We start from the raw sequence: 12,910 nt of genomic DNA on the forward strand, positions 1-12,910 counted from the left end.
CGACGCCCGGTCCCCATGGAGTCCATCCGCCCGGCGGGGGCGGGCCGGGTTGGGCCGTGCCCGGGCGGGAAGCCGCTCGGGCGGCCCGGGCCGCCGTCTTCACCTCCGACACCGACGACATGGGCCGGCTTCTCGCGGGTCGCTCCGTGCGGATCGAGAAGGTCTGAGCGCAACGCCCGCCGGTCAGGCGGGCAGGGCGTGGCTGCAGGGCTTCGCGGTGGCGGCCGGAGACCGGATCTGCTCGCCGGTCATGGTCGTGCTCATGGTGTCCCGTTATTGTCCGATGCGTTCGGCCAGCGAGACGATGATTCCTTCGGGGCCTCGGACGTAGGCCATCCGCCACATGCCCTCGTATTCGCCGATGCCTCCGACCAGGCCGTAGCCGGCGGCTGCGGCCCGGTCGACCGCGGCGTGCAGGTCGTGCACCTCGAAGGCCACGTTGCGCAGGCCCAGCTCGTTGGCCGGTGCGGCGGGCGAGCCCGGGAGGTGGTCCGGCCGGGTGAAGCTGGAGAGCTCCAGGGTCGTGCCTCCGCCGGGCGGTCGCAGCATGACGATCTCGGTGCGCGCGTCGGTCATGCCGATCACCGTGTCGAGGAACTCGCCTTCGACGGCCATCTTCCGGTCGGCCTCCAGGCCGAGGCCGACGAAGAACGCCGTCACGGCGTCGAGGTCGGCGACGGTGATGCCGACGTGGTCGAAGCGCTTTACGAATGTCATCGGATGCCCCTTCGAGCTTCGAGGTTTCTTCAAGAGCTACGAGTACCACCTCACCGCCAAGGGCGCCGAACTCGTCGGGACACTCATGGTGACGGCCCGGTGGGGTGACCGCCGGCTCGCCGGCGAGGCCGGGCCTCCCGTCCTGGACCGGCACCATGCCTGCGGGCACATCGACCACGACAGGTGGGTGCGCGTTCCGCGGTGAAACCGGGGCCTGTCAGGATGGCCCGGGTGAAGGGCTGTCCGGGCCGGGGACGGGGTGAGGGTTGTGGTGGCGCGGAGGGTGGCCGTGGTCGGCGGGGGGATCGGCGGTCTGGCGGCGGCCGTGGCGCTGCACCGGCGCGGGTGGCGGGTCGAAGTACTGGAGCGGGCACCGGAATTCACCGAGGTCGGGGCGGGCATCTCGCTGTGGCCGAACGCGCTGCACGCGCTGGAGGCGCTCGGTCTGGCCGGGGCGGTGCGGGAGCTGGGTGCCGTGGAGCCGGCGGGCGGGCTGCGGGACCGGCGGGGGCGCTGGCTGTCGCGCACGGAGAGCGCCGAGCTGACGCGCCGCTTCGGCCGGCCACTGGTGGTCCTGGCTCGGGCGGATCTGCTGCGGGTGCTGGCCGGGGCGCTGCCCGCCGGCAGTCTGCGGCCCGGGAGTGAGGTCCGGGCCGTCCGGGAGGACGGCCACGGCGGGGTGGTGGTGCGGCACGGCAGCGGAGAGTCCCGGGCCGATGCGGTGGTCGGGGCGGACGGGCTGCGCAGCGTGGTCCGCCGGGCGCTGTGGCCGGGCGCGGACGGTCCCCGGTACGCCGGGTACACCGCCTGGCGCATGGTGACCGGGCCGGTCGGGCCGGACCTGGCAGCCGAGGGCGCGGTGTACTGGGGGCGCGGGGAGACGTTCGGGCACACGGTGATGCCGGGCGGGCGGGTGTACTGCTTCGCCACCGCCTCGCTGCCCGAGGGGACGGACTTCGGCCCGTCCGAGCATGCCGAGCTGCTGCGCCGCTTCGGCGCCTGGCCGGAGCCGGTTCCCTCGCTGCTGGCCGCCGTCCCCGCGGACGCGGTGCTCCGGCACGATCTGTACGACCTGCCGCCGCTGCCCTCCTTCGTCCGGGGCCGGGTCGCGCTGCTGGGCGACGCGGCGCATGCCATGACCCCCAATCTGGGGCAGGGCGCGTGCCAGGCGCTGGAGGACGCGGTCACCCTCGCCGACTGTCTGGACCGCACGGCGGATGTGGCCGCCGCGCTGCGCCGCTACGACCTGCTGCGCCGGCCACGGGCCCAGGCCATTGCGCGCCGCTCCGCCCGGCTCGGCGCCGTCGGGCAGCTGTCCTGGCCGCCCGCGGCGCTGCTGCGGGACACGGCCGCCCGGCTGATGCCGGCCCGGGCGGCGCTGCGGGCCATGGCACCGGTGCTGCGCCGGCCCGCGGGCGGGAGCGGGGGCCGCCGCTGACGCCGGACCGGTACCGGCCGGCCGGTGCGGCGCGCGGCGGCCCCGTCAGGTGATCACCGCGGCGGCCGGGCCGGCTTCTCTGGGGGGTGCGTCCCCGGGGGCGGGGGGCCGGGAGCGGGCGTCCCGGCGGTCCAGCCGGTTGAGCATCGGCACGGTCATCACCGTGGTCACCAGCGCCACCAGCACCAGCGCGGTGAACAGTTCCCGGCCGACGATGCCCGCCTCCAGGCCGATGTTGAGGGCGATGAGCTGCATCAGGCCGCGGGCGTTCATCAGCGCCCCGATCCGCAGCGCCACCCCTGCCGGCTCGCCGCGCAGCCGGGCCGCCGCCCAGCAGCCGCCGAACTTGCCCAGCACGGCCAGCACCACGGCCGCCGCGCCGAACGCCAGCGTCCCCGGGTCCGCGAACACGCCGAAGTCGGTGTTGAGTCCGGAGTAGACGAAGAACATCGGGACGAAAACCGTCTGGGTCATCGGCTGGGTCGCCCGCACCATCCGTTCGGACGCCGGGGCGCGCGGCATGGCCAGGCCCGTGCAGAAGGCGCCGAAGACCGCGTAGAGCTCGATGACATCGGTGAACCAGGCGGCGCTGAACAGCACTCCGACCGTGACCAGCAGCCGGGTCTCGTCGCCGAGGCCCGGCCGGGTGGCGGCCCAGGCCAGCAGGCGGCGGCCGAGCGTGAACAGGAGGAGCAGGAACAGCGCCGAGCCGCCCACCGCGGTCAGCACCGGCCGGGCCTGTCCGGAGGCCAGGCTCACCACGCCCGCCAGCAGAATCCAGGCGACCGCGTCGTCGGTGGCGCCCGAGGCCATGGCCAGCGACCCGTGCCGGGAGCCGGCCAGTCCCCGCTCGGTGATGATGCGGGCCAGCATCGGGAACGCGGTGACCGCCAGGGCGACGCCGACAAAGGCGGCAATCACCCACACCGACACATCGTCGGCGCCGGTGAAGATGCCGGATCTGCCGTGCACCGCCAGCACCAGGGCCGCGCCCAGCAGCAGCGGGGCCAGCACCCCGGCCGCGGACACGGCCGCGGTGGTGCCGGCCAGGCCGCGGCCGGCCTGCGCCGCGTGCGTCCGGAAGGCGTACCCGGCCTGGAACATCAGCGCCACCAGGCCGATCTGTCCGGCCACATAGAGCACGGGTTTGAGGTCGGGCGGGAAGACGTGCGCCGAGACGCCGGGGGCCAGCAGCCCGAACAGGGACGGGCCGAGGAGTACGCCGGTGATCATCTCGCCGACCACCGGCGGCTGTCCGAAGCGGCCCACGGCCAGCGCGACCAGCCGGCAGGCCACCAGGATCACCACGGCGGCGAGGAAGAAGGCGGGTGCCAGTTCGGCGGGGGTCATCGTTGCCCTCCCCTGTCAGTGCCGTCAGTGCCGTCAGTACGGTCAGTGCCGTACGCACCGCCCGCGCCGCCGGTGTCGTCCGCCGGGGAGGCGGCGAAGTAGTTGCGGCACAGGCCCTGGCGGCGGGCGTCCCACACCATGTAGGAGCCCAGCACGAGCTGGGTGAGACTGCGGGGCACGGCCGCCCAGCGGTCGGCGAGCCGCATGGCGGCCAGCCGGGCCCGCTGCCGGGCCGGGCCGGGCGCGGGGCCCTGGCGCGGCAGCAGCAGGCAGGGGCCGCGGCTGGGCAGCGAGCGGCTGTGCTCGGCGGAGGACGCCAGCCGGTAGCGGGCCAGCACCTCCCGGGCGGCCACCCGCATGGTCAGGACCGCGAAGCCGCGCGCCGGACAGGGGCGGTTGGCGGTGACCCCGAACGGGATGTACGCGGCCGGGCGGGTGGCCGGGGAGAGCCAGCGGTCGGGGTCGAAGGAGGTACCGGCACCGGGGCCCGGAGAGCTGCCGGGGGCGGGGCCGGAGCGGTGGTATTCGGGGTAGTTGAAGAGCAGCACGGAGCCCGCCGGGACGGGCGGGCGGTCCGGGCGGGGGATGTCACCGGTGGTGATCCGGTGCGCGACGCCGAACAGCGGGAACGACCACAGGGTCTCGTCGATGACGCGGTCCAGCAGGCCGGGGTCCGCGTCCTCGGACAGCAGCCGCTCCTGCACCGGCCGGTGGCTGGCCAGGGCCAGCAGCAGATGGGCCATGGCCTCGGACATCTGCACCACGGCGGTGTTGAAGAAGGTGCCCTGGAGGTACAGGGCCTGTTCCCGCCGGGTGAGGGTGGCGGGCAGCGGCACCGGGGGCGGGCTGTCGGCCAGCCGGGCCCGCAGCCAGGCGGTGAGCCGGTCGCGCCGGTGCATGTGGCGCAGGCCGGTGCATTTCAGGGCGTTGACCACGTCGTCGGCGTTGCCGGTGATCAGCCGGCGGACGGGGCGGGGGCACGGCTCGCGGAACACCGCCTCGTAGTACACCTCGGCCCAGACCGGCATCATCACGTCGCGCAGCCGTACCGTGCGCGCCCGGGCGCCCCCGGCCGCGTCGAGTTCGTCCAGGACCCGGCGGGTGCAGCGGCCGGTGAGTTCGGCCCACTCCTCGCGGGTGGGCCCGGCCAGGATGCGGCGGGTGGTGCGGGCCACGTCGTCGTAGCGCGGGCCGGGCTCCAGATGCTCCTGGTGCACCTCGGGGCCGGGTGAGAGCCAGTACCAGAACAGGTCCGACAGGGCCGCGCCCCGGCTGCGGCCATTGGCCGCCGGATGCCCGTACACCGCGCGGAACTCCTCGGCCGGCACCTCGCGGCCGGGGGCGGGTATCCCCTCCGCGCCGCCCACCCGGGCGAACACCCGCACCCGCAGCGCCACCACGGCCGGGGGCAGCCAGTACGGCAGGGAGGCGGCGAGCGCCACCAGCGTCATCGCGGCGAGGCCGGCCGTGAGCGGGTTCATGACCGCTCCCGGGGGCGGAACAACACGGCGGGGGTGAGGTCGTCCGGGCCGGTGACGCCGCACAGGGCGAGGGCGTCGTCGATCTCCTCGCGCAGCAGCTCCAGCATCCGCCGCACGCCCTGCTCGCCGCCCTCGGCCAGCGCCCACAGCACCGGGCGGCCGATGCCCACCGCGCTCGCGCCCAGCGCCAGGGCCTTGACCACATCGGTGCCGCGCCGCACGCCGCCGTCCAGCAGGACGGGAATCCGGCCGGCCACCGCGTCCGCGATGCCGGGCAGCAGGTCGATGGTGGCGGGCACGGTGTCGAGCTGCCGGCCGCCGTGGTTGGACAGCAGCAGCCCGTCGACGCCGCGGCGCACCGCCTCCCGGGCGTCGTCCGGATGCAGTACCCCCTTGAGCAGCACCGGCAGTGAGGTGGCCTCCCGCAGCCGGTCGATGTGCTCCCAGGTCAGCTCGGGCGACATGACGATCTGCCGGAGGCGGCCGTGCTCGCCGGCGCGCAGATCCACCATGTTCTCGCAGCGCAGTCCCGGCGGCAGATCGTGGAAGCCGTTGCGCCGGTTGCGCTCGCCGGCGCCGCGCACCGGCGAGTCCACGGTGACCACCAGGGCGCTGCATCCGGCGGCGGTGGCCCGCGCCACCAGCGCCTCGGTGATGCCCGGCTCGGGCTGCGGATAGAGCTGGAACCAGCGGGGCGCGCCGGGCGCGGCGGCGGCGATGTCGCCGACGGACACCGTGGCCGCCATGGAGACGATCATGATGACGCCGGCCGCGGCGGCGGCCCGCGCCGTGGCCCGTTCGCCCTCGGGGTCGGCCAGCTTGTGGAAGGCGGTGGGCGACAGCAGCACCGGCATGCCGCCGCGGTGCCCGAACAGGGTGCGGGCGGGCGGGCGGCGCGTGGTGTCGCGCAGCACCCGGGGCAGCAGCCGCAGCCGGGCGAAGGCCGCCTCGTTCTCCCGCAGGGTGATCTCGTCGCGGGCTCCGCCGGCGATGAAGTCGGCGTGCACCGGGTCGAGTTTCTCCCGGGCCGCCGTTTCGTAGTCGCGGAGGTTCAGCAGCACGGGGTCACACCTCCGCGCCGGTGGGCAGCAGGCCCGGCTGCCCGGCGAAGAACCTGGCCAGCGGGGCGTGGTGGGCCTCGGGGTGGTCCCACTCGTTCTCCAGGTTCTCGGCCATGTGGTGGGTGCCGAGCAGTTCGCCGCCCCGCCAGTGGCGGATCACCGGGTGGAGGTAGGAGGCGTCGAAGGCGTCCTCGGCGGAGTTCTGCGCGGTGCGGCGGACGGTGATGTCGAAGGGGTCGACCTTGTCGTGGTCCGGGCCGTACTCCAGGGTGACGGTGAGGTGGTCGCGGCCCCGGGTGACGGGGCTGAGCGGGGCGTATGCGACCGGCATCTCCTCGTGGTGGCGGAACTCGCCGCCGGGCGCCGGCACCAGCAGATCGCCGAGGACCCCGAACTGCTGCCACAGCGCGGAGGAGCGGTTGACGCGCGCCACCACGGCGTCCGCCAGCGCCCGGGGGGTGGCCGCCAGCGGACGGCCGGGCCAGGGGCGGGCGTGGTGGCGTTCGTCGAGGATGCGGGTCAGGGCGCGCACGGCGTAGCGGAAGCCGTGGATGAAGCCGCCGGTGGATTTCTTGAAGTCGCGCTGCTGCATCAGGGTGCCCGCGAAGTACAGGCCGGGGACGTTGACCGACTCATAGGCGGGGGTGAGCGCGGCGAACCGGTCGTCGATGACCAGTTCGGGGCGGCAGCCGGGGTCGAAGGGGGAGGCGTCGAAGCGGAAGCCGGTGCAGACGATCACCCGGTCGTAGCGCAGTTCCTTCACCGCCTCGTCGGCCCGGGAGAAGCTGAACCGCACCCGGTAGGTGCCGCCCTCGTCGCGCGCTATGGACCGCACATGCCCGTCCAGCAGGGCGTTCTGCGACTTGAGCTGGTAGGTGTCGAGGAAGTTGTTGTTGACCGCGCGCAGATGGCCGACGTAGTGGGTGTTCCAGGCCAGGCGGATGGCGTGCGGCCCGGCCACATGGATCACGGCGGCGGTCTCGACGAGGTTGTCGGCGGTCTCCAGTGCCGAGTTGCCCTTGCCGAGGATGAGCACGCGCTGGTCGGTGAAGTCCTCCGGGTCCACCGGGACGGTGGCGTAACTCTCGGCGGTCTCGATGCCGGGGATGTCCGGGATGTGGGGCCGCGACAGTCCGGTGGCCATGATCAGCCGCCGGGCGCGGTGTTCCGTGCCGCGCTGGTCGGTGACGGTGAAGCCGGCGTCCGGGGCGTCGCCGTCCCGGCGCAGCCGTACCGCGCGGGTGTCCAGGGCGAGGTCCAGCTTGAACGTTTCGGCGAAGTCGGCGAGATAGCGCACCAGGTCGTCGGCGTGCGGGAAGTAGCGCCTGCTGTACCGCGGGAAGCGGAGGTCCGGGTCCGGGGACAGCAGTGAGTTCCAGTCCATCCGGAGGTTGAGTTCCGGGTCGTCGGTGCCGGTGTGGACCTTGTTGATGGAGATGAGGGTGCGGTGCCGGGGGTAGGTGCGGAAAAAGGTGCCCGGGGTGGGGCCGCTTTCCAGGATGCGGTAGCGGTGGCCCGCGGTCTGTAACAGGTGGCCGAGCTGGAGACCCGCGGGGCCGCCGCCGACCACCAGGTAGTCGAGCGGTTCGTCGTGCACGGTGCCTTCCTTCCGGGGGGGGGGACGGGGTGCCCGGAGAGGCCGGGGAATCGGTGGCGAGCCTCAAGGGGCAATTGAAAGCTCAACAACCGGGATCATAGGTCGGTGGCATTTCCTCGATAACGCCCACATCCCGCCGGTGCGAAGGCGTTCCGCGCCGGCCGTGCCGCCCTCTGCGGCGCGGCCCCGTCCCACCTGCGCGGCGACCGCCGGGGGCGGCGCGCGCCGCGGCGGAATTCCCTCCCCCGCGGATCTTCGGGGGCCGCCTTGGGCACCGCCCGCATCCCGCTATGTCCCGCGAAGGCACCCACGGGCGGCCGGCGCCGCTCCGGCGGAAAACCGATGCCCTGCCCGCGCGGGCCCGGGGGCGGGGGCCGGGGCGGGGGCGGGCGGCTGCGGCGCGCCGGACAGCTCCAGTTCCGCCCAGACGGTCTTGCCGCCGGCCGGGGCGCGGTGGACGCCCCAGTGGCTGCTCAGCGCTTCGACCAGCAGCAGGCCGCGGCCGTGTTCGCCGTCCATGGTCGGCCCCTGGGGCCGCGGCGCCCGGTCGCTGTGGTCCCGGACCTCGATGAACAGGCTGCGTCCGGACACCCGCAGACGCACCGCGATGCCCGGCCGGCCGGCTGCGTTCTCCGTGCCGTCCATGCCGTCCGTTCCGTCCGTGGCCTGCGCGGCGTTCGCCGCCAGTTCGCTGACCACCAGGGTCGCGGTGTCGGTGTGCGCGCCGAGCCGCCAGTGCTCCAGCGAGCGGCGCACGAACCGGCGGGCGAGACCGGCGGCGGCGGGCTCGGCGGACAGCCGGATGCCGGCGCACAGGGGCGCGGGGCCGGGAACGGGAGCGGGAGCGGGAGCGGGGACGGTTTCTCGGTGGTTCATGATGTCCACTCCTCGGCGGGCCGGCGTCGTGCGAGGCGCCCGGTCCGGGAGTAGTCGGAAGGGGGGAGATGCGGGCCCCCGCGGGAGGGGGAGGCCACGAGGGCCCGCGCCTTGGGGGAGCTACTGCTCCAGGGCACGCTCCGCGGTGCGCAGCGCGGTGAGGAAGGTGTCGCGTTCGGCGGCGTCCAGGACGCTGTAGGCGGGGGCGACCAGGCGGTCGGTGAGTTCCTCGGCCGCCCGGCGCCGGGAGGCGAATCCGCTCAGCGGCGGGTAGGGCTCGGGATAGCGCAGTTCGCGGGCGCGTTCCGGGCCGTCCTTGCCGAGGATCGCCTGGAGCGGGGAGAGTTCATGGCCGACCACGGCGTGGATATGCAGATCGCCGCGGAGTTCGCGCAGCACCTGGAGCACCAGGGCGGCGTCGGCCCCCGGCCGGCCGGGGGCGGGCATGGCCCGCCAGCCGGTGAACAGCGGCAGCCCCATCGGGCGCACCGCGTCGGCGATCTTCCGCCCCGCCCGGGCCAGTTCCGCCATGCCGGGCAGATCGCCGAACAGGCGCTCGCCCCAGGCGGCCAGACCGGCCGCATAGACCCGGGCGAACTCCCGCGGCGGCAGCACGGCGGTCCCGTCGGTGTACTTGGAGATCACCAGGTGCGGCGGGAAGAAGGCGAAGGCCGAGGCGACGACCTCCGGCGGGCAGTCGCCCAGCACTCCGCCGCGCCCGGCGGCATAGAGGGCGAACTTGTCGGTGATGCCGGCCTTGGCGCCCTCCCGGGCCACGTCCTCGCTGAAGAACCAGGCCCCGCCGATGCGGTGGACCAGGGGGCAGGCGGCGCGGACGAATTCCAGGGTGGCGGCGTCGGTGCCGGCCGGGGAAGCGGTGGTGGTCATCGGGCACCTCCGGTGGTGTGCGCGGCGGGCTTGCCGGTGAGGTGGGCGAGGAACCAGTCCACGGCCTCGCCGACGGCCTCCTCGAAGGTCTCGTCGTACGGGGTGAAGTGGTCGCCGGGCAGCAGCACCAGCTTCTTGGGCTCCCGGGCCCGCTCATAGGCGTCCAGTTGCAGGTCGGTGAAGGCCACGTCGTCGTGTTCGGTGACGATCAGCAGCAGCGGCACCGGGCTGATCCGGGCCACGTGGCCGCCGGGCTCATAGCCGCGGGTGCGGGCCAGGGACTGCAGCGTGACATGGTTGACGAAGGTGTCCGGGCGGCTGGCCGGCCGGTCCATGAACTCCTTGGCCGCGGGGCCCGCATAGACCGGCGGCAGGCCGGAGCCGTCCTCCACCAGCGGCCTGGTCCCCGGCTTGCCGCCGGCGTAGATCGCCTCCCGGTCCTCGGTCTGGGCCCGGGCCACGGCGGCGGCCAGATGCGGCGGCACCCGGCGGCGGGCGGCCTCGGAACCGCTGATGGTGGGGACCTGGGAGACCACGCAGCGGACCCGGGGGTCGATGGCGCCCAGCACCAGGACATGGCCGCCGCTGAAGCTGGTGCCCCAGACGCCGAGCCGGTCGCCGTCCACGTCCGGGCGGGACCGGGCGTAGCTGAGGGCGTGCTGGAAGTCGCGGATCTGCACCCAGGGGTCGATGTCCTGGCGGGGCTCGCCGTCGCTGGCGCCGAAGTTGCGGTGGTCGTAGACCAGGGTGCGCAGCCCGGCGGCGGCGAAACGCTCGGCGTAGCGGTCCAGGTACTGCTCCTTGACCGCGGCGAAGCCGTGCGACATCACCACGGTGGGGGCGGGTCCGGGGTTGTTCGGCGGGTGGAACACCCATCCGCGCAGCTCGACGTCGCCGGCGGGGAAGGTGATGTCTTCTCGTGGCATGGCCGTTTCCTCGATGGGCTGGAAGGGCTGGAAGGGCTGGAAAGGTTGGCGGGGTTGGCGGGGTTGGCTGGTTGGCAGGGCCGGCGGGGGCTCAGCGGCGGGTGATGCGGCCGAGGCGGCGGTGCGCCGATTCGGCGGTGGCCGGGCGGCCGTGCCCGAACAGCAGCCGGTCCGGCCCCTGTGCCAGCACGGTGTGCAGGCTGGTGTCGAGCTGTCCGGGGTCCTGGGCGAAGAAGGGGGCGGCCGGGCGGTTGCGGCGCAGCATGCCGCCGGCCAGCAGGTCCCCGACCAGGGCGTCGCGGCCGGGCCGGTGCAGCAGGGTGACCGAGCCTGGGGTGTGTCCCGGGGTGTGCAGCACGGTCAGCGGCGCGCCGTGCTCGTCCAGGGCGGCGCCGTGCTCCAGCACGATGTCCGGGGGGAACGCCGGGAAGGTCGGGCGCATCAGGCGGCGCAGCAGATGCCCGAACGGGCGCTGCACCTGGTAGAAGTCGCTGCGGCCGGAGGCGGCCCAGTCCGCCTCCTCGGCGTGCACGGCCACCGGCACGCCCAGCCGCTGCCGGAGTTCGGCGGCGCCGCCGGCGTGGTCGGGGTGGCAGTGGGTGAGCACGATCAGGGAGATGTCGGCGGGCTGCACCCCGGCCTTGGCCAGGCGGCGCAGCAGCCGGTCCTCCTGGCCGGCCGGTCCGGTGTCCACCAGCACGGTGCGCTCGCCGCGGACGGCATAGGCGGTGGACTGCATCAGGTCGACGGTGACCAGGTTCCGCGGCTGCGGAGCGGGGCGGCGGGTCATGACCGGCCTCCGAAGGTGCTGGCGGCGGCGGTCCCGGTGGTGGTTCCGGCGCCGTCCGGGGACGGGGCGGGGGTGAGCAGCATGGCGAGGTACTCCTGGATGCGGGTGGTTTTCAGCGGGCCGGCGTAGCCCAGGTGGCGGTCGGGCCGGATCAGATAGGCGGTGGGGCCGCGCCCGTACAGCACGGCGGCGTCCCGGCCGCGGTCCAGCAGTGCGGGGAGTTCCGCCTCGGCGGCGGCGCCCGCGGTGGCCCAGTCCGTGGTGAGCAGCCGGGTGCTGATCAGGCCGGGCCAGCGGCGGCCGAGCGCGGCGGCGGTCCGGCGGGCGGCCGGCACCAGCCGGCCGGGGTCGCCGCCGCCGGTGATCAGCAGGGTGTGCCGGTCGTTCGGCAGCATGTCGTGCAGACGCACCGGGCGGTCGGTGGCGCCGTCGAACAGCAGGGGGTCGGGCAGCCGGTCGCCGGCGCGGAGGTGGCGGGCCCGGCCGCGGACCACCTGGGAGCCGCGGTAGTCGTGGGCGAGCTGCGACAGCCGGCGGGCCATGGTGCGGCGCACCGGCGGGGTGGCCTGGAGGGTCTTCATCACCGCGTCGCGCAGATGGCGGCGGGGGTCCCGGCGCAGCAGCATCGCGGTGGCGCCCAGGTGGGTGAAGGCCACCACCCGCCGGGCCACGTGGTGGCGTTCCTTCTCGTAGCTCTCCAGCAGGGCGGGGAGGGCGGTGCCCCGGATCACCGCGGCGAGTTTCCAGCCGAGGTTGACCGCGTCGGCGACGCCGAGGTTGAGGCCCTGTCCGCCGAAGGGGGTGTGCACATGGCCGGCGTCCCCGGCCAGGAAGACCCGGCCGCTGCGGTAGCCGGTGGCCTGCCGGTGGGCCAGGCCGAAGGTCCAGAACTGGTCGACCGAGCGGATGGTGCCCCGGATGCCGGTGCGCACCAGGGCCTCCTGGGCGTCGGCCAGGTCGGGCTCCAGCAGCTTGCCGGTGCGGTCCCGGCGCTGGGTGTAGGCCAGCCGGTAGCGGCGCTCGCCGGGCAGCGGGAACACCCCGTAGATGCCTTCCTTGTCCCCGCTGAAGGTCATCTCGTTGCGGGGCAGCGGCCAGTCCACGACCGCGTCGCACAGCACCCAGTCGTCGGCGTAGGCGGCGCCGGTGAAGTCCTTGCCGATCAGTGACCGCACGGTGCTCTTGACGCCGTCGCAGCCGACCAGCCAGTCGGCGGCGATGGTGGTGGTGGAGCCGTCGGCGGTGGTGACGGTGGCCAGCACGCCGTCACCGGTCTGCCGGATGCCGGTGCAGGTGGTGCTGCGCTCGACGGTCACGCCGGTGTCGGCGAGCCGGTCGATCAGGATGTGCTCGGTGCGGGCCTGCGGGATGTCCACCATGTGCGGGTAGGCCGTGTCGTGCAGGGTGCGGAAGTCCACGGCGATCCGGTCCCGGTAGCCGGTGCGCAGCACCAGATGGTCGACCCGCTGGCCCTCGGCCATGATGCGGTCGGCCACCCCGAGGTCCCGGAAGTGCTCCAGGGTGCGGGCGTGCAGGGCCGCGGACTTGGTGAGCTCCAGGACTCCGGCGTGCTTGTCGATCACGCGGCACGCGATTCCGTGGCGCCGGAGCTGCACGGCCAGGGACAGGCCGGTGGGGCCGGCCCCGACGATCAGCACCTGAGTGCGCGGCATGGCAACCGCCTCCTTCTGTCTCGTCGTCGAGCGAGGGGAAAAACCGAGCGATCGCTCTTTTTTTATGCTCGCGCGCGGCGTCCCGTCCGTCAAGAGGGAGCGTTCGCTTTCTA

General features: G+C 74.5%; 11 protein-coding genes. 1 reads left to right on the plus strand and 10 read right to left on the minus strand.

Annotated features, from left to right (window positions below; all coding sequences use genetic code 11):
* Window positions 1–273: 273 nt before the first annotated feature.
* Window positions 274–717 (minus strand): VOC family protein, encoded by a 444-nt coding sequence (locus tag BM242_RS05790; protein ID WP_093837565.1) that lies wholly within the window; start codon window positions 715–717, stop codon window positions 274–276.
* Between the two features lie 271 nt (window positions 718–988).
* On the opposite strand from BM242_RS05790, the gene BM242_RS05800 reads away from it, so the two are divergent.
* The gene (locus BM242_RS05800) at window positions 989–2,155 is read left to right on the plus strand and encodes an FAD-dependent oxidoreductase (protein WP_175541283.1); all 1,167 of its coding nucleotides are present in this window, start codon (window positions 989–991) and stop codon (window positions 2,153–2,155) included.
* 45 nt (window positions 2,156–2,200) lie between these two features.
* Here BM242_RS05800 and BM242_RS05805 read toward each other — a convergent pair whose 3' ends face one another.
* The 9 genes from BM242_RS05805 to BM242_RS30740 all read right to left on the minus strand — a co-directional run bounded on the left by BM242_RS05805 (window position 2,201) and on the right by BM242_RS30740 (window position 12,797).
* Window positions 2,201–3,505 carry a cation:proton antiporter gene (locus tag BM242_RS05805; protein ID WP_093837568.1) on the minus strand — a complete coding sequence of 435 codons (1,305 nt, stop codon included), beginning with the start codon at window positions 3,503–3,505 and terminating at the stop codon, window positions 2,201–2,203.
* A complete protein-coding gene (locus BM242_RS05810; protein WP_107365088.1) occupies window positions 3,502–4,986 on the minus strand; it encodes a cytochrome P450 in 1,485 nt (494 codons plus the stop codon). Before BM242_RS05810 ends, BM242_RS05805 begins: the two co-directional genes overlap by 4 nt.
* A complete protein-coding gene (locus tag BM242_RS05815) occupies window positions 4,983–6,041 on the minus strand; it encodes an alpha-hydroxy acid oxidase (RefSeq protein ID WP_425443816.1) in 1,059 nt (352 codons plus the stop codon). The genes BM242_RS05810 and BM242_RS05815 overlap by 4 nt, the downstream gene beginning before the upstream one ends.
* Before the next feature lie 10 nt (window positions 6,042–6,051).
* Entirely contained in the window at window positions 6,052–7,644 is a 1,593-nt protein-coding gene (locus BM242_RS05820; RefSeq protein WP_093837570.1) for an NAD(P)-binding domain-containing protein, read from the minus strand.
* Between the two features lie 288 nt (window positions 7,645–7,932).
* A complete protein-coding gene (locus BM242_RS05825; RefSeq protein WP_093837571.1) occupies window positions 7,933–8,520 on the minus strand; it encodes an ATP-binding protein in 588 nt (195 codons plus the stop codon).
* Between the two features lie 120 nt (window positions 8,521–8,640).
* Window positions 8,641–9,408 carry an SCO6745 family protein gene (locus BM242_RS05830; protein ID WP_093837572.1) on the minus strand — a complete coding sequence of 256 codons (768 nt, stop codon included), beginning with the start codon at window positions 9,406–9,408 and terminating at the stop codon, window positions 8,641–8,643.
* The gene (locus BM242_RS05835) at window positions 9,405–10,334 is read right to left on the minus strand and encodes an alpha/beta hydrolase (RefSeq protein WP_093837573.1); all 930 of its coding nucleotides are present in this window, start codon (window positions 10,332–10,334) and stop codon (window positions 9,405–9,407) included. Before BM242_RS05835 ends, BM242_RS05830 begins: the two co-directional genes overlap by 4 nt.
* A gap of 91 nt (window positions 10,335–10,425) precedes the next feature.
* Window positions 10,426–11,124: an MBL fold metallo-hydrolase gene (locus BM242_RS05840; RefSeq protein ID WP_093837574.1), complete on the minus strand. Its 699-nt coding sequence runs from the start codon at window positions 11,122–11,124 to the stop codon at window positions 10,426–10,428.
* A complete protein-coding gene (locus BM242_RS30740; protein ID WP_093837575.1) occupies window positions 11,121–12,797 on the minus strand; it encodes an FAD-dependent monooxygenase in 1,677 nt (558 codons plus the stop codon). Before BM242_RS30740 ends, BM242_RS05840 begins: the two co-directional genes overlap by 4 nt.
* Between the last annotated feature and the right edge of the window lie 113 nt (window positions 12,798–12,910).

Origin of the sequence: Streptomyces aidingensis (assembly GCF_900112355.1) — a bacterium.
Classification (GTDB): domain Bacteria; phylum Actinomycetota; class Actinomycetes; order Streptomycetales; family Streptomycetaceae; genus Streptomyces; species Streptomyces aidingensis.

Bases quoted from the DNA above. Each gene is read 5' to 3' on its own strand.
- BM242_RS05790 (WP_093837565.1), bottom strand. From the start codon at position 717: ATGACATTCGTAAAGCGCTTCGACCACGTCGGCATCACCGTCGCCGAC.
- BM242_RS05805 (WP_093837568.1), bottom strand. From the start codon at position 3,505: ATGACCCCCGCCGAACTGGCACCCGCCTTCTTCCTCGCCGCCGTGGTG.
- BM242_RS05810 (WP_107365088.1), bottom strand. From the start codon at position 4,986: ATGAACCCGCTCACGGCCGGCCTCGCCGCGATGACGCTGGTGGCGCTC.
- BM242_RS05825 (WP_093837571.1), bottom strand. From the start codon at position 8,520: ATGAACCACCGAGAAACCGTCCCCGCTCCCGCTCCCGCTCCCGTTCCC.
- BM242_RS05830 (WP_093837572.1), bottom strand. From the start codon at position 9,408: ATGACCACCACCGCTTCCCCGGCCGGCACCGACGCCGCCACCCTGGAA.
- BM242_RS05835 (WP_093837573.1), bottom strand. From the start codon at position 10,334: ATGCCACGAGAAGACATCACCTTCCCCGCCGGCGACGTCGAGCTGCGC.
- BM242_RS05840 (WP_093837574.1), bottom strand. From the start codon at position 11,124: ATGACCCGCCGCCCCGCTCCGCAGCCGCGGAACCTGGTCACCGTCGAC.
- BM242_RS30740 (WP_093837575.1), bottom strand. From the start codon at position 12,797: ATGCCGCGCACTCAGGTGCTGATCGTCGGGGCCGGCCCCACCGGCCTG.